Origin of the sequence: Photobacterium sp. SP02, from assembly GCF_038519165.1 — a bacterium.
Taxonomy (GTDB): domain Bacteria; phylum Pseudomonadota; class Gammaproteobacteria; order Enterobacterales; family Vibrionaceae; genus Photobacterium; species Photobacterium halotolerans.
The window spans coordinates 120,742-144,421 of the sequence record NZ_JASJOJ010000006.1; the positions used below are offsets into that span (position 1 = coordinate 120,742).

General features: G+C 53.0%; 22 protein-coding genes and 1 tRNA gene. 11 read left to right on the forward strand and 12 right to left on the reverse strand.

Going from position 1 to position 23,680, the window contains the following annotated elements; translation table 11 throughout:
• Positions 1 to 217: 217 nt before the first annotated feature.
• The 6 genes from P0Y67_RS04655 (at position 218) to P0Y67_RS04680 (ending at position 6,374) form a co-directional block, all read left to right on the forward strand.
• On the forward strand, positions 218 to 586 hold the full coding sequence (locus P0Y67_RS04655; protein ID WP_342390927.1) for a YacL family protein: 369 nt from the start codon (positions 218 to 220) through the stop codon (positions 584 to 586).
• A gap of 193 nt (positions 587 to 779) precedes the next feature.
• Positions 780 to 1,118, forward strand: coding sequence for a P-II family nitrogen regulator (locus tag P0Y67_RS04660; RefSeq protein WP_027253649.1), 339 nt, complete (start codon positions 780 to 782; stop codon positions 1,116 to 1,118).
• 29 nt (positions 1,119 to 1,147) lie between these two features.
• Positions 1,148 to 2,377 carry an ammonium transporter gene (locus tag P0Y67_RS04665; RefSeq protein WP_342390928.1) on the forward strand — a complete coding sequence of 410 codons (1,230 nt, stop codon included), beginning with the start codon at positions 1,148 to 1,150 and terminating at the stop codon, positions 2,375 to 2,377.
• A 165-nt stretch (positions 2,378 to 2,542) separates the two neighbouring features.
• Positions 2,543 to 3,556 (forward strand): Fe(3+) ABC transporter substrate-binding protein, encoded by a 1,014-nt coding sequence (locus P0Y67_RS04670; protein WP_342390929.1) that lies wholly within the window; start codon positions 2,543 to 2,545, stop codon positions 3,554 to 3,556.
• Positions 3,557 to 3,708: 152 nt separating this feature from the next.
• The gene (locus P0Y67_RS04675) at positions 3,709 to 5,337 is read left to right on the forward strand and encodes an ABC transporter permease (RefSeq protein ID WP_342390946.1); all 1,629 of its coding nucleotides are present in this window, start codon (positions 3,709 to 3,711) and stop codon (positions 5,335 to 5,337) included.
• The gene (locus tag P0Y67_RS04680; protein ID WP_342390930.1) at positions 5,337 to 6,374 is read left to right on the forward strand and encodes an ABC transporter ATP-binding protein; all 1,038 of its coding nucleotides are present in this window, start codon (positions 5,337 to 5,339) and stop codon (positions 6,372 to 6,374) included. The genes P0Y67_RS04675 and P0Y67_RS04680 overlap by 1 nt, the downstream gene beginning before the upstream one ends.
• Positions 6,375 to 6,383: 9 nt before the next feature.
• On the opposite strand, the gene P0Y67_RS04685 is transcribed toward P0Y67_RS04680, so the two are convergent.
• Positions 6,384 to 6,992 (reverse strand): TetR/AcrR family transcriptional regulator, encoded by a 609-nt coding sequence (locus P0Y67_RS04685; RefSeq protein ID WP_342390931.1) that lies wholly within the window; start codon positions 6,990 to 6,992, stop codon positions 6,384 to 6,386.
• Positions 6,993 to 7,200: 208 nt separating this feature from the next.
• Here P0Y67_RS04685 and hpt point away from each other — a divergent pair, with 208 nt between their 5' ends.
• A complete protein-coding gene (hpt, locus tag P0Y67_RS04690; protein ID WP_342390932.1) occupies positions 7,201 to 7,734 on the forward strand; it encodes a hypoxanthine phosphoribosyltransferase in 534 nt (177 codons plus the stop codon).
• Between the two features lie 66 nt (positions 7,735 to 7,800).
• On the opposite strand, the gene can is transcribed toward hpt, so the two are convergent.
• Positions 7,801 to 8,451: a carbonate dehydratase gene (gene can / locus P0Y67_RS04695; protein WP_192015790.1), complete on the reverse strand. Its 651-nt coding sequence runs from the start codon at positions 8,449 to 8,451 to the stop codon at positions 7,801 to 7,803.
• A 173-nt stretch (positions 8,452 to 8,624) separates the two neighbouring features.
• Here can and P0Y67_RS04700 point away from each other — a divergent pair, with 173 nt between their 5' ends.
• Positions 8,625 to 9,548, forward strand: coding sequence for an ABC transporter ATP-binding protein (locus P0Y67_RS04700; RefSeq protein ID WP_342390933.1), 924 nt, complete (start codon positions 8,625 to 8,627; stop codon positions 9,546 to 9,548).
• Positions 9,545 to 10,315 carry an ABC transporter permease gene (locus P0Y67_RS04705; RefSeq protein WP_192015788.1) on the forward strand — a complete coding sequence of 257 codons (771 nt, stop codon included), beginning with the start codon at positions 9,545 to 9,547 and terminating at the stop codon, positions 10,313 to 10,315. Before P0Y67_RS04700 ends, P0Y67_RS04705 begins: the two co-directional genes overlap by 4 nt.
• 102 nt (positions 10,316 to 10,417) lie before the next feature.
• Here the strand turns inward: P0Y67_RS04705 and panC are convergent, their stop codons facing one another.
• The 8 genes from panC to thpR all read right to left on the reverse strand — a co-directional run bounded on the left by panC (position 10,418) and on the right by thpR (position 16,956).
• The gene (gene panC, locus P0Y67_RS04710; protein WP_342390934.1) at positions 10,418 to 11,293 is read right to left on the reverse strand and encodes a pantoate--beta-alanine ligase; all 876 of its coding nucleotides are present in this window, start codon (positions 11,291 to 11,293) and stop codon (positions 10,418 to 10,420) included.
• Between the two features lie 12 nt (positions 11,294 to 11,305).
• Entirely contained in the window at positions 11,306 to 12,100 is a 795-nt protein-coding gene (panB, locus tag P0Y67_RS04715; protein ID WP_342390935.1) for a 3-methyl-2-oxobutanoate hydroxymethyltransferase, read from the reverse strand.
• Positions 12,101 to 12,125: 25 nt separating this feature from the next.
• On the reverse strand, positions 12,126 to 12,611 hold the full coding sequence (gene folK / locus P0Y67_RS04720; protein ID WP_342390936.1) for a 2-amino-4-hydroxy-6-hydroxymethyldihydropteridine diphosphokinase: 486 nt from the start codon (positions 12,609 to 12,611) through the stop codon (positions 12,126 to 12,128).
• Positions 12,608 to 13,972, reverse strand: a complete 1,365-nt coding sequence (pcnB, locus tag P0Y67_RS04725) for a polynucleotide adenylyltransferase PcnB (RefSeq protein ID WP_342390937.1) — start codon at positions 13,970 to 13,972, stop codon at positions 12,608 to 12,610. Before pcnB ends, folK begins: the two co-directional genes overlap by 4 nt.
• 99 nt (positions 13,973 to 14,071) lie before the next feature.
• Positions 14,072 to 14,962, reverse strand: coding sequence for a tRNA glutamyl-Q(34) synthetase GluQRS (gene gluQRS, locus P0Y67_RS04730; protein ID WP_342390938.1), 891 nt, complete (start codon positions 14,960 to 14,962; stop codon positions 14,072 to 14,074).
• A gap of 82 nt (positions 14,963 to 15,044) precedes the next feature.
• Positions 15,045 to 15,494 carry an RNA polymerase-binding protein DksA gene (gene dksA / locus P0Y67_RS04735; protein ID WP_027253634.1) on the reverse strand — a complete coding sequence of 150 codons (450 nt, stop codon included), beginning with the start codon at positions 15,492 to 15,494 and terminating at the stop codon, positions 15,045 to 15,047.
• A 137-nt stretch (positions 15,495 to 15,631) separates the two neighbouring features.
• Positions 15,632 to 16,339: a DNA/RNA nuclease SfsA gene (gene sfsA / locus P0Y67_RS04740; RefSeq protein WP_342390939.1), complete on the reverse strand. Its 708-nt coding sequence runs from the start codon at positions 16,337 to 16,339 to the stop codon at positions 15,632 to 15,634.
• Complete coding sequence (thpR, locus tag P0Y67_RS04745; protein ID WP_342390940.1) at positions 16,336 to 16,956, reverse strand: RNA 2',3'-cyclic phosphodiesterase; 621 nt, start codon at positions 16,954 to 16,956, stop codon at positions 16,336 to 16,338. Before thpR ends, sfsA begins: the two co-directional genes overlap by 4 nt.
• Before the next feature lie 127 nt (positions 16,957 to 17,083).
• Between thpR and hrpB the strand changes: the two genes are divergently transcribed.
• A complete protein-coding gene (gene hrpB / locus P0Y67_RS04750) occupies positions 17,084 to 19,576 on the forward strand; it encodes an ATP-dependent helicase HrpB (RefSeq protein ID WP_342390941.1) in 2,493 nt (830 codons plus the stop codon).
• Positions 19,577 to 19,635: 59 nt separating this feature from the next.
• The gene (gene mrcB / locus P0Y67_RS04755; protein ID WP_446728795.1) at positions 19,636 to 22,065 is read left to right on the forward strand and encodes a penicillin-binding protein 1B; all 2,430 of its coding nucleotides are present in this window, start codon (positions 19,636 to 19,638) and stop codon (positions 22,063 to 22,065) included.
• Positions 22,066 to 22,098: 33 nt separating this feature from the next.
• Here the strand turns inward: mrcB and P0Y67_RS04760 are convergent, their stop codons facing one another.
• A complete protein-coding gene (locus P0Y67_RS04760) occupies positions 22,099 to 23,367 on the reverse strand; it encodes an HD-GYP domain-containing protein (protein WP_342390942.1) in 1,269 nt (422 codons plus the stop codon).
• A 236-nt stretch (positions 23,368 to 23,603) separates the two neighbouring features.
• A tRNA-Thr gene (locus P0Y67_RS04765) sits at positions 23,604 to 23,679 on the reverse strand.
• Position 23,680 lies beyond the last annotated feature (1 nt).

Below are 23,680 nucleotides of genomic sequence, written 5' to 3' on the forward strand. Positions count from 1 at the left end.
CTCGGCAAGGTGGGCAACTTCCCCACTCACGCCTTAAAGACAGCTCATAGCGGCTTCAGGTTGCATTTTTACCGGGTTCCTGACAAGGTGCGCGGCGGAATTATTCCGGCTCCCTTCACTGAATGCAGTATGCGGACAATAGTTAAGTAAGATGGCGCCTGACGGCAGATTCCAATCACCAAGAACGAATCACCAATCACAATAATAAAGGGCAGGTATGGACTACGAATTTAAGAAAAACATGCTGGACGGCAGCTATCATGTGGTTTTTTCTATGGGGCATGAAGCGCTCGGCCGCTGGCTGGTGGAAGAAGTGCAGTCTGATGAGGCAAAGATAGCCTTGATCCTGAATCAACTTGGTGCATTGAAGGGCACCACGAGCGAGTGGCGGTTAAGCGGGGAAGAAATGACACTGATCCTGGAGGATAACGAAGCCATTGTTCAGGCTAATTATTTGTTTTTTCAAGGTGAAGATCAGCTTGATGAAGACATGAGCCATTATGACGATGAAGCGGTTTCCCTGTGTGGATTCGAGGATCTTGAGCAAGTCTTGCATGCTTGGCGTGCATTCATCCGCGGACGATAGGCGTCAGATTCAGTGTAAATTCCTGCTTTGCTTCTTTTCGGGGAATTAACCGCACCACCATGGTGCGGTTTTTTTGTGCAATTTTTCTGTTTATTAATTAAGATGTTGTTTATTAAGGGTTTTTAAAGTTGGCACGAAGCTTGTTTATTAATCTGTGTATGTTAGGGATGCACAGGTTTAAGGAGCAAGGTTAATGAAACTCATCAATGCAATAATCAAACCTTTTAAGTTGGATGATGTGCGTGAAGCGCTGGCGGACGTAGGGGTTGAGGGGATGACCGTTTCTGAGGTCAAGGGATTTGGTCGTCAGAAAGGGCACACTGAACTGTACCGCGGTGCGGAATACCAGGTTGATTTCCTGCCTAAGGTCAAGCTGGAAATCGCCACCCAGGCGGAGAACCTGGACATCATTCTTGAGGCCATCACCAAGGCAGCACACACAGGCAAAATCGGTGACGGTAAGATTTTTGTTTACGACCTGGACCATGCGGTACGTATCCGTACCGGTGAGACAGACGCAGAAGCATTATAACAACGAGATGTGATAAGAGGACGACAACCATGGAATTATCAACAACGGTGACAGAGCTGCGCTACGCGCTCGACACATTCTTTTTCCTGATCTCAGGTGCCCTGGTCATGTGGATGGCAGCAGGCTTTGCCATGCTGGAAGCCGGGCTGGTGCGCTCAAAAAATACCACAGAAATTTTAACCAAAAACTTTTGTCTGTACGCCATTGCCTGCACCATGTACCTGATTGTGGGTTATAACATCATGTATGTGAATAACGGCGAAGGTGGCTGGCTGCCTTCATTTGGTACTTTATTCGGTACTCAGGCGGAAGGGGCTGATCACTCGCTGGAATCTGACTTCTTCTTCCAGGTGGTCTTTGTCGCGACAGCCATGTCTGTGGTCTCAGGGGCTGTGGCCGAACGCATGAAGTTGTGGGCATTCCTGGTATTCTCAGTTGTTCTGACGGCTGTTATCTATCCGGTTGAAGGGTACTGGACCTGGGGTGGTGGCTTCCTGTCGGCTGCAGGTTTCAGTGACTTTGCCGGCTCAGGGATTGTGCATATGGCGGGTGCGTCTGCGGCACTGGCTGGTGTGCTGCTGCTGGGCGCCCGTAAAGGCAAATACGGTAAAAATGGTGAAATCCTGCCGATTCCCGGTTCAAACATGCCGTTGGCAACTCTGGGTACTTTTATCCTGTGGTTTGGCTGGTTCGGCTTTAACGGCGGCTCGCAGCTGATGATTTCCGACTTCGAGAATGCGACGGCAGTGGGTAAAATCTTCCTCAACACCAATGCCGCCGCAGCAGCAGGTGCCATCGCTGCACTGGCTGTGTGTAAAACCACCTGGGGTAAAGCTGATCTGACCATGATTCTCAATGGTGCACTGGCGGGCCTGGTAGCTATCACCGCAGATCCGCTGTCTCCATCACCTATGTCTTCTGTCATTATCGGTGTGATTGCCGGTGCGCTGGTTGTCTTCAGTATCATCGGTCTGGACAAGCTGAAAATCGATGATCCTGTCGGCGCTATCTCAGTGCACGGTGTGTGCGGTTTCTTCGGGCTGATGGTGGTACCGTTCAACAACACTGATGCCAGCTTTGGTGCTCAGCTGTTGGGTGCGGTTGTTATCTTCGCCTGGGTCTTTGGTGCGAGTCTGGCCGTATGGGCCATCCTGAAAGCCACCATGGGGATCCGTGTCAGCGAAGAGGAAGAAATGGCAGGAATGGATTTACACGACTGCGGTATAGATGCTTACCCTGAGTTTGTCAGTGTGAAGTAATTGCTTTAAAGTTGAGCTAATTCACATAACTATCAAAAACGCTGCCTGATGGCAGCGTTTTTTTGTGTTCATTTGTTTCAACACATTGTTGGCTGAAGCAGCTACAGTATAATTGAGCGATACTGATAAACGTTATCATTCATTTTTGTATTAAGGGAATGCTCAATGAAAAAACTGTTAGCTTCTGCTGTATTACTGGGATTGTCGGCACCTCAAATGGTTCAGGCAGCCGAAGAAGTCAACGTCTACTCTCTGCGCCAGCCGTTTTTAATTGAGCCGATGCTGAAAGAATTCACGGATGAAACCGGCATTAAGGTCAACGTCAAGTTTGCCAAAGACGGCATTGCTGAAAAACTGGCTCAGGAAGGCGAATACAGCCCGGCCGATGTGATTCTGACCGTTGACATCAGCCGTCTGGCAGAATTGAGCGATAAAGGCCTGGTTCAGGCCGTTGACAGTGAAGTGATTGATCAGAATGTCCCGGTTCAGTACCGCGATTCTGACGATGAGTGGTTTGCCTTGACGTTACGCACCCGCAGTGTGTACTCATCCCGGGAGCGTGTCGGCCGTCTGCCAGCCAGTTTTGATTACCTGGATCTGGCGAAACCTGAGTGGAAAGGCAAAATCTGCACCCGTTCAGGTAAGCACCCTTACAATATTTCTCTGGTTTCTTCGATGATTGCCCATTACGGGGAAGCAGAAACCAAAACCTGGCTTGAAGGGGTAAAAGCCAACCTGGCTCGCAAACCTCAGGGTAACGATCGTGGTCAGGTGAAAGCGGTCAAAGAAGGCCTGTGTGATCTGGCCATTGGTAACAGCTACTACCTGGGGAATATGCTGAGCGATGAAAATCAGAAAGCGTGGGCAGAAGCGGTTTACATCAATTTTCCGGGTCAGCAGGTCAATGGCACCCATGTCAATATCAGCGGTATGGCGATGGCTAAGTATGCGCCTAATAAAGCCAATGCTCAGAAACTGATGGAATTCCTGACATCAGACAAAGCTCAGCACATGTACGCTGAAGTGAACTTTGAATACCCGGTTAAAGCGGGTGTAGAGCGCTCTGAGCTGGTGGCGTCCTGGGGGGAGTTTAAAGCTGATACTCTGCCTCTGGAGAAGATCGCTGATTATCACAATGCAGCAACCAAATTGCTGGATGAAGTACAGTTTGATCTGTAAGTAGAAGAAAAACAGGGGTCGGTAGGCCCCTTTTTATCTATTGTCTGGTATCTTTGGGGGCGTTTTTTTCGCGAACCGCTTGGACGCATGTGTTGCCCCTTGGTTGGGCAAGGCTTCTCTCGTGTCAGCTCAAGGATACAAAGTTGTCGGCAATGAAAGACAGATACCCTATTTGGAAAACCAGCGGCTGGACGTTTGGTGTTTTACTGGTTTTACCCATTTTAGCCATTTTCTATACGGCGCTGGGGGAATCGGATCAGGTGTTTGCGCACCTGATGAGCACAGTGATGGGGACCTATACCCTCAATACACTGGTGCTGGTCACCGGCACCGCATTATTGGCTGCTTTGTTTGGCTTGCCCGCCGCCTGGTTTATGGCCATGTGCCGGCTGCCCGGTGAAAAGTGGCTGCAATGGGCCTTAGTATTGCCGCTGGCGATGCCGGGCTACATCATAGGCTACATCTACACTGACTGGTTCGACTATGCCGGACCGGTACAAATTCTGCTGCGCGACTGGTTTGGCTGGCAGAGTTATCAGGATTACTGGTTTCCCGATATCCGCACCTTAGGCGGTGCGTGTCTGGTACTGGCTTTGGTGCTTTATCCCTATATCTACCTGCTGGCCCGCACGGCTTTTATGGAACAGAGCGCCAGTTTACTGCAATCTGCGCGTTTGCTGCGCTGTTCGCCGCTGGAAAGCTTCCGGCGCATTTCTTTGCCTCTGGCTCGGCCTTCCATTGCCGTCGGCCTGTCTTTGATTGCCATGGAAACCCTAGGCGATTTCGGTACTGTCAGTTACTTTGCCGTCCATTCGCTGACAACGGCGGTGTACGACACCTGGCTGGGCTATTCCAACCTCAACGCGGCGGCAAAAATTTCCGCCATGATGCTGCTGGCCATTTTTTTGCTGATCAGCGCAGAGCGATTCAGTCGTCGCCGGCAAAAGCTGTTTCAGCAGCACAGTGAGCCGAATGAAGATGTCCGTTACCGTTTGTCCGGCTGGAAAAAAGTGCTGGCACTGAGCTGGTGTTGGGGGCTGATCGGTTTGGCTTTCATCCTGCCGTTGCTGCAGCTGCTCTATTATGCCTGGCAGTATTTTGCCCAGAGCTGGAACTCAGAGTTCAGACAGTTCAGTATCAACAGCCTGATGGTTGCGGTGAGCGCGGCTTTGTTAGCAGTCGCCGTGGCCCTGCTGGTCAATTTTTATCATCGCCTGGATGGCCGCCGGTCCAGCATCGCGCCGATGCGGTTAAGTGTGATGGGTTACGCCGTGCCGGGTACTGTGCTGGCAATCGGCGTGATGATCCCACTGACCACTGCCGATCACTGGCTGAATGACTTCACTCAGTTCATGGGATGGGGACGGCCCGGGCTGTTTTTCTCCGGCTCTGTGTTTGCCATGATTTTTGCCTTTGTGGTGCGTTTTGGTGCGGTAGCCGTGGGCAGTATTGAAAGCAGCCTGGCCAAAATTCCTCCGTCACTGGATATGGCAGCCAAGACCATGGGGTGCGCGCCCATGTCTATGCTGAGGCGTGTACATTTGCCGCTCATCCGGCGGGGCTGCCTGATAGCGGGTCTGCTGGTCTTCATCGAATCGATGAAGGAGCTGAACGCCGCGCTGTTACTGCGGCCATTTAACTTTGAAACTCTGGCAACCTATGTTTTCAACTATGCCTCTGATGAGCAACTGGAGCTGGCCGCTATGCCAGCCATTCTGCTGGTGCTTGTCGGCTTGGTGCCTTTGGTTGTTGTAAACCGTTCATTGGAGCAATCACACTGATGAGTCATGCGTTATCTGTCCATAATCTGACCTGTCGTTATAACGGTCATGCCGTACTGGAAAATCTGTCTCTGGTGGTGGAAGACAATGAAATCATCTGTTTGTTAGGAGCCAGCGGCTGCGGGAAAACGACCCTGCTTAAGGCCATTGCCGGCTTATTACCGCAAGAGCAGGGCGAGTTGCAGATAAACGGCCGTACCGTGGTGGATAAAGTGAGCTGGGTGCCGCCGGAGGATCGCAATATAGGGATGATTTTCCAGGATTATGCGCTGTTCCCTCATTTGACTGTGGCGGAAAATATAGCCTTTGGCCTGCGAGACTGGGAAAAAAACAGTGCGCAGACCAAAGTAGAAGAAATGCTGTCGCTGGTTAGGCTGGAAAACCTTGGCCAGCGTTACCCGCACCAGTTATCTGGTGGTCAGCAACAGCGAGTTGCGATTGCGCGGGCTCTGGCTTGCGAGCCTGATCTGATATTGCTGGATGAACCGTTTTCGAATATCGACACTCAGGTTCGCCATGGCCTGATTCGGGAAATACGGCGAATCTTCAAGGCGCAGGGGGTAACGGCTATCTTTGTGACTCACAGCCGGGAGGAAGCCTTTGCTTTCGCGGACAAGCTGGCAGTGATGCACAATGGCGTAATAGAACAGTTTGGTACCGCAGCGGAGCTTTACTATCAACCTTGCAGTCGTTTTGTGGCTGATTTCCTGGGGGCGGGTTCGTATGTGCCGGCCACTATCGGCCAGGATGGATTACTGACGCCCTTTGGCCGTGTTGATCTGGCAAAAGCTGTCACATTTGGTGAAGGCAGGCATGTTGAGTGGCTTGTCAGGCCACAGAACCTAAAGCTGACACCGACCGAAGACGGTGAAGGGATTATTCTGGAACAGCAGTTCATGGGCGACAGCTGTCGCTACACGGTAGACTATGAGGGGCACCACTTGATAGTGAATACCCCCATGATCCTGCAAACAGGTCAACGCGTATCCGTAGAGCTGGATTTGTACCAGCCCAGGATACTTGCTGCTGCCAGTTAACGGCAGCAGTTATGCCTGCGGGAACATTAGGCTGATATAAGCGTCGGCCTGTGTTTGCATGCTGTTTTTGTCTGGCTCAATGTTGGCGCGTAAATACAGCACGTAACATAAGCCATGAAGCAGCCAGGTCAGATCATAAGAGGTAATCTCCGTACTTAGCTGACCATCCTGTTTACCCTGCTCAAAGATATTGGTCAGTTGTTTCAGGTTCGGACGGTTTGCATCAAGAAACTGCGGCCAGGTTTCAGTCCTGACAGAAGTACTCCATTCAAACCATACTTTTAACCAGTCCTGCTGTTCGATAACCGCATCAATCATATAGCCAGTGATACAGCTCAGGTGACTATGAAGGGTATCGTGCTCTTCTCCCAGGCACAGATTCAGCAGTTCATTAAAATTTCTTTCCACCTGTGACAGAACTTGCTCAACAAGTGCTTCACGGGTAGGAAAATAATTGAAAACCGTTGCCACTGAGACATTGGCCATATCAGCAATGTCGGCATGTCCTGCGCGTCCGATACCTCGGCGGGCAAACACTTCCAGCGCACACTTGAGAAGTTGTTGTTTTCGTTTCTCAGGTGAGAGACGCGTCCTCGTTTTTTTAACTATGGTGTCCATGCTACAAATTCCCTAGCCAATCGATTTATATGCACTTTGCTTAATAACTCTACCTCAGCAATGGATTTGGTTCAATCTGATTTATACCCGTTGTGTCATATGGCTCGAATAATTGAAGCAATAACTTTTCTTGTTCAAGGATGGTAGAATAGCTTTTTAGTAATCACTGAGACCCATGTGCATGCCAAATGCGCATATGGAGAGATAAATGAAGCATACCATTGAAGTCATGATTTCTGAGCAGGATGTTCAGGCAAGGATTAAAGAGCTCGGAGAGCAGATCACCGCCTATTATCAGGGCTCAGACAACCTTGTCATGGTGGGATTGCTGCGAGGTTCCTTTGTCTTTATGGCTGACCTGGCCCGTGCGATTGAACTGCCGCACGAAGTGGATTTTATGACGGCTTCCAGTTACGGAAACGCGATGGAAAGCAGCCGTGATGTCCGTATTCTGAAAGATCTGGATGATGAAATCGAAGGCAAAGACGTGCTGCTGGTTGAAGATATTATTGATACCGGCAACACGTTGAATAAAGTCCGGGAAATACTGGCCCTGCGTAATCCGAATTCCATCCGTATCTGTACTTTGCTGGACAAGCCTGAGCGCCGTGAAGTCGCCGTGGATGCCGAGTGGATTGGTTTTGAAATTCCCGATGAATTTGTGGTCGGTGTCGGCATTGATTATGCGCAGAAATACCGCCATCTACGGTTTATCGGAAAAGTGATTCCGCTGGAAGACTGATAACTCTCGGTTTTTAGCTGCGTGATACAAGTAAAAGCGACCGGATGGTCGCTTTTACTTTATGGGCTATTCTTTGGGTAAAATCGTTGCCATCGCGCTTTGGTAGGAAACTTCCAGAGACTCACGGCTGGTGGCGGTAACGCCCAAATCCGTCAGTTTGCCGTCACCAATACCGTACACCCAGCCATGAATTTTCACTTTCTGGCCGCGTTCCCAGGCTTGTTGCATGATGGTCGAGTTGCCCAGGTTGTATACTTGCGAAGCCACGTTGATTTCACAGAGCTTATCGGCCCAGGCCTCACGGGGCAGGGTGCCCAGATCGCTGCGGTGCTTAAGGTACAGATCGCGAATATGAAGCAGCCAGTTATTGATGAGCCCTAACGGCGGATTATCAATGGAGGCTGCCACACCGCCGCAACCATAGTGGCCGCAGATAATGATGTGTTTGACCTTGAGCACATCGACAGCATACTGCACCACTGACAGGCAGTTCAGATCAGTATGAATGACCTGGTTAGCCACGTTTCGGTGCACGAAAAGCTCGCCAGAGTCCAGGCCAGTCAGGCGTTCTGCCGGAACCCGGCTGTCTGAGCAGCCGATCCAGAGATATTCCGGGTGCTGCGCTTTCGCGAGATGTGAAAAGAATTCCGGGTTTTCTGCTTTAATCTTTTCCGACCAGGAAAAGTTATTTGCAAATAGCTGTTTAATTTCTGCCATGACAACACCTTAGTTTGCTACATTGGGTTGTTTATCTTTGGTCAGGCTATGGCTGCTATGATGCGCTTGCAAAGCCAAAGATAAACAGGTCATTACTATACACTTGCGAGGCGGCTTGCAAATCCGATTTGTTGATTTTTTTACTCTTTATACCAAATAAAAAAGCGTATTGTATGAATGCATTAGAAATTACTGATTTAAACAAGGCTTATCCAGGGGTGCAGGCCCTTAAGGATATGAGCCTGACAGTCGAAGAAGGGGACTTTTTCGCTCTGCTGGGGCCTAATGGTGCCGGTAAATCGACCACGATTGGTGTGATCAGCTCCCTGGTCAATAAAACCTCCGGTCAGGTGAAAGTGTTTGGCTATGACATCGACAAGCAGCTGGTTGAAGCGAAAAATCAGCTCGGTCTGGTGCCGCAGGAGTTTAACTTCAACCAGTTCGAGACTGTCGAGCAGATAGTGATCAATCAGGCCGGTTTTTATGGCGTCCCCAAGGCGCTGGCCAAAGAGCGGGCAAAGAAGTACCTGACACAGCTGGATTTGTGGAATAAGCGCAATGAGCGTGCCCGTAGTTTGTCTGGCGGTATGAAGCGGCGCCTGATGATTGCCCGTGCCCTGATGCACGAACCCAGGCTGTTAATTCTTGATGAACCGACCGCAGGGGTGGATATCGAGCTGCGCCGTTCGATGTGGACTTTTTTACGAGAAATTAACCGCCAGGGCGTCACGATTATTCTGACAACGCATTACCTGGAAGAAGCTGAAATGCTGTGCCGTAATATCGGCATCATTAATCATGGTGAGCTGATTGAACACACCAGCATGAAATCGCTGCTGGCCAAGCTGGAGGTGGAAACCTTCATTCTTGATGTTGTTCTCAATGGCAGTAAACCTGAGCTTGATGGTGTGGCATGGAAAATGCCGGATAACCACACGCTGGAAATCGACATTCACAAGGGAACAGGTCTGAACGCGGTATTCAGCCAGCTCAGTGCCCAGGGGATAGAGGTACTGTCTATGCGTAATAAAGCCAACCGTCTTGAGGAGTTGTTCGTGACGCTTGTTGCTCAGAGTCAAGGAGAGCAGTCTGCATGAGATACCAGTATTGGATTGCTTTTCAAAGTTTAATCAGTAAGGAAGTGAACCGTTTTGCCCGCATCTGGGTACAGACTCTGGTGCCGCCAGCCATCACCATGACCTTATACTTCATCATTTTCGGCAGCCTGATCGGCAGCCGGATCGGTGAGATGGGCGGTTTTACCTATATGGAATATATAGTGCCCGGTTTGATCATGATGTCAGTGATCACTAACTCATACTCGAATGTGGCGTCCTCTTTCTTTAGTGCCAAGTTTCAGCACAATATTGAAGAATTGCTGGTTGCGCCTGTGCCCAACTTTGTCATTATCGCCGGCTACATTGGCGGTGGGGTACTGCGCGGGCTGGGTGTCGGGGTGATAGTGACGGCTGTGTCGCTGCTGTTTGTCGATTTGCAGATAGCGCACCTGGGGGTGATTATTGCCACTGTCATCATGACCTCGATTGTTTTCTCTCTGGGAGGACTGATCAACGCGGTGTTCGCCAAAACCTTTGATGACATCAGCATTATTCCCACTTTTGTGCTGACGCCTTTGACCTATTTAGGCGGGGTGTTTTATTCCCTCAATCTGTTGCCTGAATTCTGGCAGTGGGTGTCCAAGCTCAACCCTATCGTCTACATGGTCAATGCGTTTCGTTATGGTTTCCTCGGGGTATCCGATGTCGGTATAGGTACCGCCTTTAGCGTGCTGCTGGCCTTTGTGCTTGCTTTGTACGGCCTGGCCCATTATCTGATATCAAAAGGGATAGGTTTACGCTCCTGAGTCGATACAGCGGGTTTTAAGGCGCAATAAAAAACGCCCGGTTACCGGTAAGTAACTGGGCGTTTTCGTCAGGTGGGTATCGCAGGAGCCTGTCAGGCGCTGTTAGTGAGTGGTGTCTGCCGAGACAGCGGCCAGCTCAATGACCTGATTATCAATCAGACGCGCTTTCCCCAGGAAAGCAGACATCAGGATCACCGCCTGTGTGGTTTCTTCGCCGACAACCTGCAGCGTACGGGCATCACGGATGTAAATTTCATCCGGCTCCAGACCGGCAGCACGCAGCTGATCATTGGCATCCAGCACCACTTCATCAAAGTCACGGCGTCCGCCGCGGATCTGGCTGCTGATCCAGCGCATGGTTTTGGCCAGGACCGGTGCGCGCTGACGCTCATCTACGGTGAGGTATCCATTACGAGAGCTCATTGCCAGGCCATCCATTTCACGCACTGTCGGTACACCGATGATCTCAATCGGCATCGCAAGATCGTTGACCATTTGACGGATCAACGCCAGTTGCTGATAGTCTTTTTCACCAAAGCAGGCCACATCTGGCTGCACAATATTAAACAGCTTGGTCACTATGGTGGCGACGCCACGAAAATGGCTGGGACGCAATGCCCCTTCCAGCATGTGAGACAGGCTGGGCACTTCGACAAAGGTTTGCCGGTCCATGCCATTGGGATAAATGATATCCGGGGTCGGTGTGAAAACCAGTTCGACTCCTTCACCATTCAATTTGGCCAGATCCTCTTCCAGTGTACGAGGATAGTTGTTCAGGTCGTCAGCTTTATCGAACTGCATTGGGTTAACGAAAATACTGACAATAATGATATCGGCTTGTTCGCGTGCTTTGCGAACCAGAGTCAGGTGCCCCTGATGCAGATTTCCCATGGTCGGAACAAAGGCGATACGGCGGCCTTCACGGCGCCAGGCCCGAACCTGTTCACGAACAGGGGAAATGTCAGCAAAAGTCTGCATGGTGGGTTTTCCTTACTCAAAGGTATGCTCTGGACCCGGGAATGTTCCCGTTTCCACTTCTTTCAGATACTGTGAAACCGCTGTGCGGATATCGCCAGTCTGAGCAAGATAGTTTTTAGAAAAACGCGGCATATAGTTAGCAGAAATGCCTAACATGTCGTGCATGACTAAAATCTGGCCGTCAGTTACGTTACCGGCTCCGATGCCGATAACAGGAATCTCTAAGGCTTCGGTAATACGTTTGGCCAGTGAGGCAGGGACACACTCCAGCACGACAATTTGTGCGCCTGCTTTTTGCAGCGCAATGGCGTCGGCCAGCATCTGGTCAGCGCGTTCTTTATCGCGTCCCTGCACTTTGTAGCCACCAAAGATATTGACCGATTGCGGGGTCAGGCCCAGGTGGGCGCACACAGGTATGGCACGTTCGGTCAAGGTTCTGACGGTCTCAGCCAGCCAGCTGCCCCCTTCCAGTTTTACCATATTGGCACCGGCGCGCATCAGCTTGGCGGCATTGTCACAGGCCTGCTCCGGGGTGCCGTAGGTCATGAACGGCAAGTCTGCCAGAAGCAGGGCATTGGGGCTGCCGGCACGCACACAACGGGTGTGGTAAGCCATTTCATCGATAGTCACAGGCAGGGTATCGGTCTGGCCTTGCAGGACCATACCCAGGGAATCGCCGACCAGAAGGACAGGCACTTCCTGTTGCTCAAACAGCTGAGCAAAACTCGCATCATAAGAGGTGAGTGAGGCAAACTTACGACCTTCCTGCTTCCACTTCATCAGGTCGTTAATCGTGATTTTCTTCATTGTTATCTCCCTTCTCCCGGGTGTGTCAGGATGACCACACACGCAGGCCGTTACGGTCCACCTCGGGTAGCAGGTCAGTCAGCGCTGTACCGTCAGGCAGGACGAGTTCAGGGGCAATTTCAGCCAGTGGATAAAGCACAAACTCACGGGCTTTCATGCCATAGTGCGGAATAGTTAAACGTTCACAGTGGTGCTGCAAATCGCCATAAAGCAGGATATCCAAATCCAGAGTACGCGGCCCCCAGCGTTCTGCTTTGCGGACTCTTCCATGCTGCTGTTCAATCTTCTGCGTCAGATCGAGCAGCGCCAGTGGTGTCAGTTCAGTATCAACGGCAACCACAGCATTGATGTAATCGGGCTGATCCTGCGGCCCCATAGGGGTACTGCAGTACAGCGAGGACTCGGCGACCACGCTCACGTCACTGGCCTGACGTAATGCCGTCAGTGCCTGGTAAGCCTGGTTCACCGGATCATTCAAATTACTGCCGATGGCAATATAGGCACGAATCATGAGGCCGATTTCGCCTGCGGTTTCTTTCGGCGCTGCGGACGACGGCGGCGACGCTGATTACCGCCACCCAGCTCCTGTACCATTTTATTGCGTTCGTCACGCTCAGCAAACTGGAACTTGTGCCACCAGGTTGCCAGCTCAGCCACGTCTTTCCCTTCAAACTGGCCACGCATTTCGAGAAAATCGTAAGCTGCGCGGAATTTAGGGTGTTCCAGCATGGCAAAGGCGCGTTTACCGAAACGGCGGCTAAAGCGGTGTTGTTGCTGCCAGATATCACGCACAGTGGTGGTCAGACGGCGAGGGATGGCAATGTTCTTCACCTGCTCATCCAAAATGTCATTGGCCGCTATCATGAAGGCATCGTAGTCACTCAGACCACTGGTGCTGGCAATTTCTTCCGCCCGGACATTCATCGGATACCAGAGCATGGCCGCAAACATAAAGGCCGGATTGACGCGCTTACCTTCTGCGATTCTGACGTCAGTGGCGGCCAGAATGTGCTCAAGCATCTGCTCGGTCTGGCTGCTGTGATCTTCGGTAAAATGCTCGGCCAGAATCGGGAACAGCTGCTGGAACAGATTGTATTCGCGCAGCATTTTGTACGTTTCCAGCCCTTTACCGGCCTGCAGCAGCTTGAGGCTCTCTTCAAACAGACGTGCGGCAGGAATGTCTTTCAGCAGGGTCGACAGTTCCAGGATCGGGGCTGCAGTGCTTGCTTCAATCTGCATATCCAGCTTGACGGCAAAACGCACGGCGCGCAGCATCCGCACCGGATCTTCGCGATAGCGGGTTTCAGGATCGCCGATCAGGCGGACCAGGCGGTTTTGCAGATCAACCACACCGTTCGCGTAATCACTGACAGTGAAATCTTTGATGCTGTAATACAGGGCGTTAATCGAGAAGTCACGGCGTTCTGCGTCTTCATCAATGGTGCCGTAGACATTGTCACGCAGCAGCATGCCTTCATGGTTGCGCGAAGCAATGGCTTGCTTGCCGGCTGGCAGCTTAACGGCGCCTGCATCATGGTGGCCGCGGAAAGTGGCCACTTCAATCACGTCGCGGCCAAAGAGTATATGGGCGAGACGGAAGCGGCGGCCGATCAGGCGGCAATTGCGGAACAGCGCCTTAATTTCTTCCGGCGTTGCATTGGTCGCAATATCAAAATCTTTGGGTTCTTTGTCCAGCAGCAAATCCCGAACACCGCCGCCGACCAAATAGGCGTCAAAACCGGCTTTATTGAGGCGGTAGAGTACCTTCAGCGCATTTTCGCTGATGTCTTTGCGGGAGATACCGTGCTCCTGGCGTTGATAAACTTGCAAGCTTGGCTCCTTGTTACCCAGAGCTTTTTGCTCTCGGGTCAATACTTTACGGCAAAAGCTGGCGACTCGACTAAAGATAACACACCTCGTAATTGTGATAAGGCCGGACTGAACAGCCGCATATCATATACCCAAGTCACCTCAAGATGCTAGGTTCAGCGTGATCGCTGTTGTTGGCGGCAGGTTCGCGACATCCCAATGCGCGATCCCCCAACGGAGAATGTCGTCGCGATCAGCGCACTGCAATTCTGCCGGCGGGCACATCCCCAGAAACCTCATCGCTTGCCACAGTTGCGGTCCTGGCAGACGCGTGTCGATAGCCGGCGCATGATTTTGTTTGGACAGTTTATGGCCGTTTTCCGTTACGGCAAGCGGCAGATGTAAATAGCTTACCTCGGGTTGTCCTAATCGGTGATAGAGGCCTATCTGGCGTCCTGTCGGTTCAATCAGATCGGCTCCCCTGACGACCTCAGTGACGCCTTGCGCTATATCATCCAGCACGACCGCCAGGTTGTAGGCATACAGGCCGTCGCGGCGGCGGATGATGAAATCTTCGCTGGCCAGCGCTTCAGGTATTGCGATCCAGCCGTGCAGCTGGTCATGAAAACCTGTGATGGCCTGGTCGACTTTCAATCTTACCGCACTGTGAGTGGCGTCCAGGCCAGCATTGCGGCAGGTGCCGGGATAAAAGCCACCGGCTTCTTTGATCGCTTTGCGGCTGCAACGGCAATAATAGGCGTCGCCCTGAGCCAGCCAGTGTTCTATCTGTGCCTGATAAAGGGCGTGGCGCTGACTCTGGTAAATGACGCTGCCGTCCCAGGTCATGCCAAAGGCGTCCAAAGTGCGCAATATGTCATCTGCGGCACCGGGCATTTCGCGCGGGGGATCCAGATCTTCTATTCTGACCAGCCACTGACCTTGCCGGGAGCGCGCCTGCAAATAGCTGCCCAATGCCGCCACCAGTGAGCCGAAGTGCAGCGGACCGGAAGGTGAGGGGGCGAATCGTCCAGTATACGGAGATAATTTTGTCATGGTGTTGGATAGCAGACAGTCAATCACAATAAAAAAGGGAGCCTTGGCTCCCTTTTGTCAGATTACGGTTACAAAGGGCAGTTTAGCCAGCCATTTGTTTTTCTTTGATCTCTGCCAGTGTCTTACAGTCGATGCACAGGTCGGCTGTCGGACGGGCTTCCAGGCGGCGAATACCAATTTCCACGCCACATGAATCACAGAAACCAAAATCGTCATCTTCGATACGTTGCAGCGTTTTTTCGATTTTCTTGATCAGTTTACGCTCACGATCTCGGTTACGCAGTTCCAGGCTGAATTCTTCTTCCTGTGCTGCACGGTCAACCGGGTCCGGAAAGTTAGCCGCTTCATCCTGCATATGGTTAACGGTACGGTCAACTTCTTCACGCAATTGGTTGCGCCAGGCTCCGAGAATTTTGCGGAAGTGCTCTAGCTGCGCTTCACCCATATATTCTTCGCCGGCTTTTTCCTGATACGGGTCAACCCCAGCAATAGCCAGGATGCCTAACGATTTTTTAACCTTGCTCTCTGGCATATAGCATCTCCTAACATATACCGAATAACCGTCACTGGTTAATTTTGGCGGGTATCTATAGCAGAAAGGATATAACGTGGCAATTACTGCATATCTTCAATTTTATACCATTGTGAAGAAAGCATCATTTTTCCGCGTTACTGAGCAAATTCTATCCGCTGGCTCAAAGTCAGAGCCGTCGGGCTGATTTCTGCACGGTAACAGAGGACTTCCACCCCTGCTTTTTCTGCCTGTTCCAGTAACTCATCATAGACCGGGTCTATATGGCGTGCCGCGGCGACATTTTCAATCCCAGAGTGCAGGACTGCGAAAAATAACACAGCGCGCTGACCCGTGGCTGCGACCTCTGCCAGCTCCCTTAAATGTTTTTGCCCCCGGGTGGTAACAGCATCCGGGAAATACCCGCGGCCATGATCTTCCAGCAAAGTGACACTTTTTACTTCAATGAAACAAGATGGCAGTGAGGGATTATCCAGAACAATATCTACCCGGCTGTTTTCAGTACCATACTTCACTTCTGTGCGCAATGAAGCATAGCCGGATAATTCCGGAATGTGGTTATTTTTGAGTGCTTCGACCACAATTTGATTCGCTCTGGCGGTATTGATGCAAATCCAGTGTCCGTCCTGCGTTTGCGTTAATTCCCAGCTGTGGGCGTATTTCCGCTTAGGATTGTCCGAAGTGGAATACCAGATAGTGGCACCGGGTTCGGCGCACCCTGTCATGGCACCCGTATTGGCACAGTGAATGGTCGTGACGGTGCCGTCGGGCAAGGTAATATCGGCCAGAAAGCGTTTATAGCGTTTAATGAGTGTGGCTGGCTGCAGGGAAGGTGTGTAATTCATTCGCTGTCCTGTACGGCGCTTTCTGGTTGAATAAGTGGCCACTGGTTCGCGAGCCGGTAACGGACGCCTGGCCCGTCGGGTTCAGAAATATACAGGCCAAAGCGCTGAAAGTGAAAAAGAAAATCCGGTTGTTCGTCAGGAAGAACAGGACGCTGGCGCAGGTTTTTCCTGAGCGTGATGTGTGGGGTATAGCGCCTGGCATCCTGTCTCAGTCCAAGATCAAGGGCCAGCTGGCTCAGCTGCTCGGCGAGCCGGCCTAAAGGCTCAGGGCAGATATCGCCGCCCAGCCAGAGCACGCGACTGCGTTTCCAGTAACGCAGCAGGTTGAAATGCATCGAGAAAGCCGGGATGGCGAGCTGGTTGACAGCGGCAACGAGCTGGCGGGTTTGCTCATCGGTGATCTGCCCGAGGAAGGCCAGCGTCAGATGCAGGTTGGCATCGGGTATGGTACGCCCTTTGCCGGGTAAGGCATCTTTCAGCTGGCACAAGCCTTGGTACGGCGCCAGATTCGCCGCAGGTGGCTCTGTCAGCGGCAGGGCAAAAAACATCCGCTGGCTGCCGGGCTGAGGCGGAACATCAGGCTGCCCGAAGTAATGTGACCCAGAGTCATGCGACATAGCGACCTCCTGCCGGTTGGATAGCACCGTTATCCCTGTTTGAGTACAATAAGTCCGATTTTTTCTGAGCGTTCTGTCTTGTCAGCAACACAGGCGCCTTCATAGAAGATGACACAAGGTAAAGATATTGTCACAACTCCCCATTGATGCGGTGCTGCCTGATTTGCACCAGGCGCTTGAGCGCAGTGAACAGATCATCCTCAAGGCGCCGCCAGGCGCGGGTAAATCTACCCGGCTGCCGCTGTCACTGCTGGCGGCGGGCTGTGTGGCCGGCAAAATTGTTATGCTGGAGCCGCGCCGGCTGGCTGCCCGTAATATCGCCTCCTACCTGGCGGCTCAACTGGGCGAGGAGGTCGGGCAGACCATAGGGCTCAGGGTGCGGGGCGAAACACGGGTCAGTGACAGGACCCGGCTGGAGATAGTGACTGAAGGGGTAATGACCCGGATGTTGCAGCAAGATCCTGAATTATCTGCCATAGAACTGCTGATTTTCGACGAGTTTCATGAACGAAGCCTGCATGCCGATACGGCGTTAGCACTGGCGCTGGAAGTGCAGGAAGCCTTACGTGACGATCTGAAATTACTGGTGATGTCGGCCACCCTGGATCATCAGGCTTTGCAATCTTTACTGCCTGATGCCGAATACTTGGTATCAGCCGGTCGCAGCTATCCAGTGGATTACAGATACCAGACTCAGGCCACCAGCGTCCAGCAGGGCAATGGTGTTTCGATTGAATGGACCGGGCGCGAGATCCTCCGGCTGATGACGGCTGAGCCGGGCTCTGTGCTGGTCTTTCTGCCCGGTGCCGGAGAAATTCGCCGGCTTGCCGAGTGGTTGCAAGCGGCTGTCAGCCCGGATGTTATTATTGCGCCACTGTATGGCCAAATGGACAGTAAAGCCCAGCAGCAGGCCATACAGCCTGCCATCAAGGGCAAACGGAAAATTGTACTGGCAACCAATATCGCAGAAACCAGCCTGACCATTGAAGGTATTCGTTTGGTGGTGGATTGCGGTTTAGAGCGGATTGCCCGCTGGGACGCCAGAACCGGTATCAGCCGTCTGGAGTTAGTGCGTATTGCCCGTTCCTCGGCGGAACAGCGAGCCGGACGTGCCGGGCGGCTTGAGCCAGGTATTTGCCTGCGGCTGTACAGCGAAGAATTACTGGCCCGTCAGCCCGCCGTGCCCGAGCCGGAAATTCTGCGTGCTGATCTGAGCCATCTGGCGATGGAGCTGGCCCAGTGGGGCTGCGTGTCAGCCAGTGAGCTGCGCTGGCTGGATGTGCCGCCTGCGGGCGCGCTGCAGCAGGCGCAGGCACTACTGGTCGCGCTGGGGGCGATGGACACCCGCCATCAGCTCACCGGCAAAGGACAGGCCATCCAGCAACTGGGTACTGAGCCCCGGCTGGCGGCGATTCTGGCGCATGCCAGCTCGCTTGAGGTGAGTGCGCGCGTGACCGCTGCTATGCTGGTGGCGCTGCTAGAAGAGCCGGTCAGAGGAATGAACAATCCGGATCTGGCGTTTCAGCTGCACCTGCTGGAGTCGGATCAGCTCCCCCGCAGTGCCTACTACAGGCAGCGAGCCAGACAGCATTTTTCAAAACTCGGGACGACTGAGCAGGATAAGACGCTCAGATGGCGGACCGACAGCCGCTGGCTGCCGGTATTGATGGCAGCGGGCTTTCCCGATCGTGTTGCCGTGTCCCGGGGGCAGGGTGGCCGCTTTCAGCTGGCTAACGGTCAGGGCGTGGTCATTGATGAGGACCATCCGCTGGCCGGGGAGTCTGCTCTGGTGGTGGCTGATGTGGTGAAAACCAGGCAGGGTGACAGCCGGGTGTTTTCCGCTGTAGCGGCCGATATCGGGCAACTGCAGCAGACGATGCCGCAACTGTTTCATGAGAAGGAATGGCTCGACTGGGATGACAAAAAAGGGCGTCTGGTCGCTGAAAAGCAACATTGTTGTGGCAAGCTGATCATTAAACGTACCGCGCTGGCAGAGCCGGATCCGGCCCGTGCCGGGGAAGCCTTGCTGAATGCCATTCGCCGTCAGGGGCTGAAGGTCCTGCCCTGGAACGCGCGCAGCGAAGGCCTGCTGACTCGTGCCCGGTGTGCGGCCAGCTGGCTGCCGGAGATGGCACTGCCGGCCATGGATGAAGAAAGTTTGCTGCTGGCTCTGGAAGACTGGCTGCTGCCTTTCATGACGGGGATTGGCAGCATGAAAGCGCTGGTGAAACTGGATTTGAGCGCCGCGCTGGAAGCGTATCTGGGCTGGGAGCAGGCCAAAGCCCTGGATGCGGCACTGCCGACCCATTATCAGGTGCCGACCGGGTCACGCTACCCGATACGGTATCAGCCCGGGCAGGCCCCTGTGCTGGCGGTGCGTATGCAGGAAATGTTCGGTGAGCAGGCCTCACCCAGGATTGCCCTGGGAAAGGTTGCGCTGGTCCTTGAGCTGCTCTCGCCGGCCCAGCGGCCGTTACAGATCACCTCGGATCTGGCCGCATTCTGGCAAGGTGCCTACAAAGAGGTACAAAAAGAAATGAAGGGCCGTTACCCTAAGCATGTTTGGCCTGATGATCCCGCCAGTCATGCCCCGACACGAAAAACCAAGAAATATATGTAGTCGGCCAGCATGTGCTGCGCTGAAACTGACAGCCTGATAGCTAACTAAGCTAAGACATCATGATGATCCAAGAGTCCAAGCACCGCCTGGCCGCGCCTAAAAAGCCAACAGAAAAACAGCCCAGAGCCACCAGGAAAGCCGCTCCGGCCAGCAAAAAAGCCAAAAGCCAGCCGCGCAAAAAAGCGGCTCAGACACCGCCTAAGCGCACCCCGCCGACAAGCCGCCTCGCCCGTCTGGGGCGCTGGGTACTGTTTTTCGGCCTTAAGCTGGGGCTGGCGGTTCTGGCGGTGGTGGTGGTGATGGGTATCTATCTGGACACCCTGGTGCGGGACAAATTTGAAGGCCAGCTCTGGGACTTACCTGCCGTTGTGTACGGTCGGGTACTGGATCTGCAGCCCGGTCAGGCCATCGCCCTGAGCGAAGTGAAACGTGAGCTGGACGCCTTGCAGTATCACAAAGTCCGTACCCCGCAGCGTGCCGGGGAGTATTCTGCCTCGTCGACCCGCATTGAGCTGGTGCGCCGTCCGTTTGAGTTTGATGACGGCTATGAAAGTCAGCGCCATGTGATGCTGACATTCGGTGACAGCGGGCTGAGCCGGATTGACGATCTCGGGCGGGAAAAGGCGCTGGGGTATCTGCGGGTCGAACCCAAAATGCTGGGAATGCTGGGCACCAAAGAAGGGGAGCAGCGGATCTTCACGCCCAGAGAAGAGTTTCCTGAAGTGCTGATTGATGCCCTGCTGGCGACCGAAGATCGGGATTTCTATCACCACGGCGGGGTGTCGCCTCTGGCCATATTGCGTGCGGCGCTGGTGAACCTTAAAGCCGGTCGTACTGTGCAGGGCGGCAGTACCTTAACTCAGCAGCTGGCGAAAAATATCTTCCTGACCCGTGAACGCTCGTTGTGGCGCAAGATCCAGGAAGCCTATATTGCGATCATTATCGATTATCGCTACAGCAAAGATCGTATCCTGGAAGCCTATCTGAACGAGGTGTATCTCGGCCAGAGCGGCAGCCGGGAAATTCATGGTTTTGGCCTGGGCGCCCACCTGTACTTTGGCCGGCCTTTGCAGGAACTGCGCATTGATCAGCTGGCGATGCTGGTGGGCATGGTCAAAGGCCCGTCGTACTACAACCCGTGGCGGCATACCGAGCGCGCCAGAGACAGGCGGGATCTGGTGCTCAGACTGATGCTGGATCAAAATATCCTGACCGGCGCTGAGTATGAGCAGGCCGCGTCAAGAAAGCTGGATGTGCAAAAGCAGCCGGTGATCGCCAGCCGCCAGCCTGCCTACTTCCAGCTGCTGCAACGGGAACTGAAAGAGAAAGTCGGTAACCGTTTCACTCCCGGGGTCGGGTTGCGGATCTTCAGCACCCTGGATCCTGTGTCGCAGCAAGAAGCTGAAAACGCGGTTGCGCAGTGGATCCCGGTACTGGAGCAAAAAGCCGGGAGTCCGATTGAAACGGCTATGGTGGCGGTGGATCGGCACAGTGGTGAGATCCGGGCCATGATAGGCGGCAGCCGTCCGGGCTATGCCGGATTCAACCGGGCACTCGACAGTCGCCGGCAGATTGGTTCGCTGGTGAAACCTGCCGTTTATCTGAGCGCCCTGCGCCAGCCTGATAAGTTCAGTCTGGCCACGACACTGGACGACAAGCCGATTTTGCTTAAAGGCAATCAGGGCAGTGAGTGGCGGCCGCAAAACTATGATCGTCAATATCGCGGTCAGGTGCCTTTGTATGACGCCTTATCGCGTTCGCTGAATGTCCCTACGGTGAATCTGGGCCTGCAGGTCGGGCTGGACAATGTGATAGCCACTCTGGCTGAACTTGGCGTCGCCAAAGAAGCCGTGCCACGCCTGCCTTCTATTTTGCTGGGCGCCTTTACCCTGTCACCGTTTGACGTCAGTCAGATGTACCAGAGCCTGACCAGCGGGGGACGCCGTGCCGACCAGACGGCTTTGCGCGCTGTGGTCGAGCGTCAGGGCAAGGTGCTTTACCGTCATCTTCCTTCCGGCCGTCAGGTGGTGCCTGAGCAGGCGGCCTGGCTGACGACTTATGCGATGAAGCGGGTTGTCAGTCAGGGGACAGGGCGTTATCTGCAACCCAGATTTGGCTGGGCAGCACTGGCTGGCAAAACCGGTACCACAGATGATACCCGCGACAGCTGGTTTGTCGGGGCCGACGGCAGGGAAGTGGTCACAGTGTGGATTGGCCGGGATGACAATAAACCGGTCAAACTGACCGGCGCCAGCGGGGCATTACGCCTCTACAGCGGCTATCTGGAGCGTCGTCAGCCTGAGCGGCTGCAGCTTAGCTGGCCGCAGAAACTCAGTACGCTCAAGTATCACAGGTTGCAGAACGGCACCCTGGGTCTGGATTGCCAGGGCGAGCAGTCTCTGCCGGCCTGGGATCCGACCGGCTCGCTGTCCGCACATTGCCGGGAGGGTAAACCTGAAGGCTGGATCAAAGATATGTTCAGCTGGTAAAGCGCATCAGCATAAGGGCTGCATTGTCAGCCCTTATCCGTTTTCCGGTTCGAAGTAATAGGAAATACGGGCTCTGGGATTGAGGTACTGGCGTATAGGTTCGGGCAGTTTCTGCGGATGCAGCGCCCGGTCTATCGTCAGATCACTTTGTTCCAGATCAAGCACTGGTGCCTCATTGGACGGCACGCTCGGATCGTAAATCAAAATGTTGGGGTAAAGCAGTCGTTTGGCATTGACGGAAATGACCATGCCGACCTGCTGGTTGGATAGCAGCACCACACTGCCCGGCGGATAGACGCCCATCATACGCACCATTAACGCGATGAATTCCTCACTGTATTGCCCCTTCTTGTGTTTAAACAGATAGGAAAGCGCACTGTAGGGGATTTTGGCTTTGCCGGGATCCATAGGGTGGCACAAGTTGTCGTAGGCGTTAACAACAGCGACCAATTGTGCAAAGCGGTTTATCTGGTGGCCCTGCAGCCCCAGCGGATAGCCACTGCCGTCCATCAGTTCATGGTGCTGACTGAGGATAGGTTTGGCAGCGTCCGGGAAGTCTGCACTCAGCTCTGCCAGTTCAAGGCTGTACTTAGGGTGCAGTTTGAGGAAATTGGCTTCTGGCTCTGTCAGAGGGGTTATTTTGCGCAGAATGTGCGTCGGTATTTTTTGTTTCCCTATGTCATGAAACAGGGCGCCAAGGGCAATGGTTTTGATATCGCTGGCTGGCATGCCGTTGGATTTGGCCAGCAACATGGACAGTACGGCCACATTGAGCGAATGGTAGTAAATATCTTCCGATTCTTTCGCATCGCTCATCAGGTGCAGGACCAGATTGTCGTTGTCCAGTAAGGCTTCCACCATGTCGTTGACCAGTTCTTCGGCATCGGCAAATGCCGTCACCGGACGGTTTTTTATTTTTTGCGAAATCGCGCGTAATTTGGACAAAGAACGCTGGAAGCTTTTCTCACAACGATTGAGGTTGCGTTTGTAATTCTTCAGATGCTCAATTCGCCGTTGCTTTTCTTTCCACAACTTGTCGGCCTGTTTATTGATAAAGCGGGCTTCTTGCTCTGAGATGGCATCCTGTTCGGTATTGAGCGTATTTTCCGGAAGAGGGTGGGCGTCGCTTTTATCCGGATAGAGAATGACAAATTTAAGCCCGAGGTTTTTTATCAGACGGATCTGCTGGTTATCCTTAATCTTGAAGTGATTAAGCATGAACGGATGCTCCGTCCACTGTAACGGCAGTTTGATATACAGGCCTGGAGTTAAACACTCGGTAGGGAGTTCTATGCTTGTCATTACCTTTTTCTATGCATTTACTATTTCAGGCAGGCAATGCACGGCGTGTCCTGTGCCTGTCATGCTTTGACAGTCGGGTAAGGGAGAGGTTATTCCGTGCTGTGTGAAATGTGTATCACAATAGCGTTCTGAAATCGATTATTAAGAATACCGTTAATAAAAAATGGGCTTAATGTCGTGAAAAATGTGCAAAAGGAATAGATAAAAAAAACCTCGCAATAGCGAGGTTTAAAAGATGGTGCCGACTACCGGAATCGAACTGGTGACCTACTGATTACAAGTCAGTTGCTCTACCTACTGAGCTAAGTCGGCA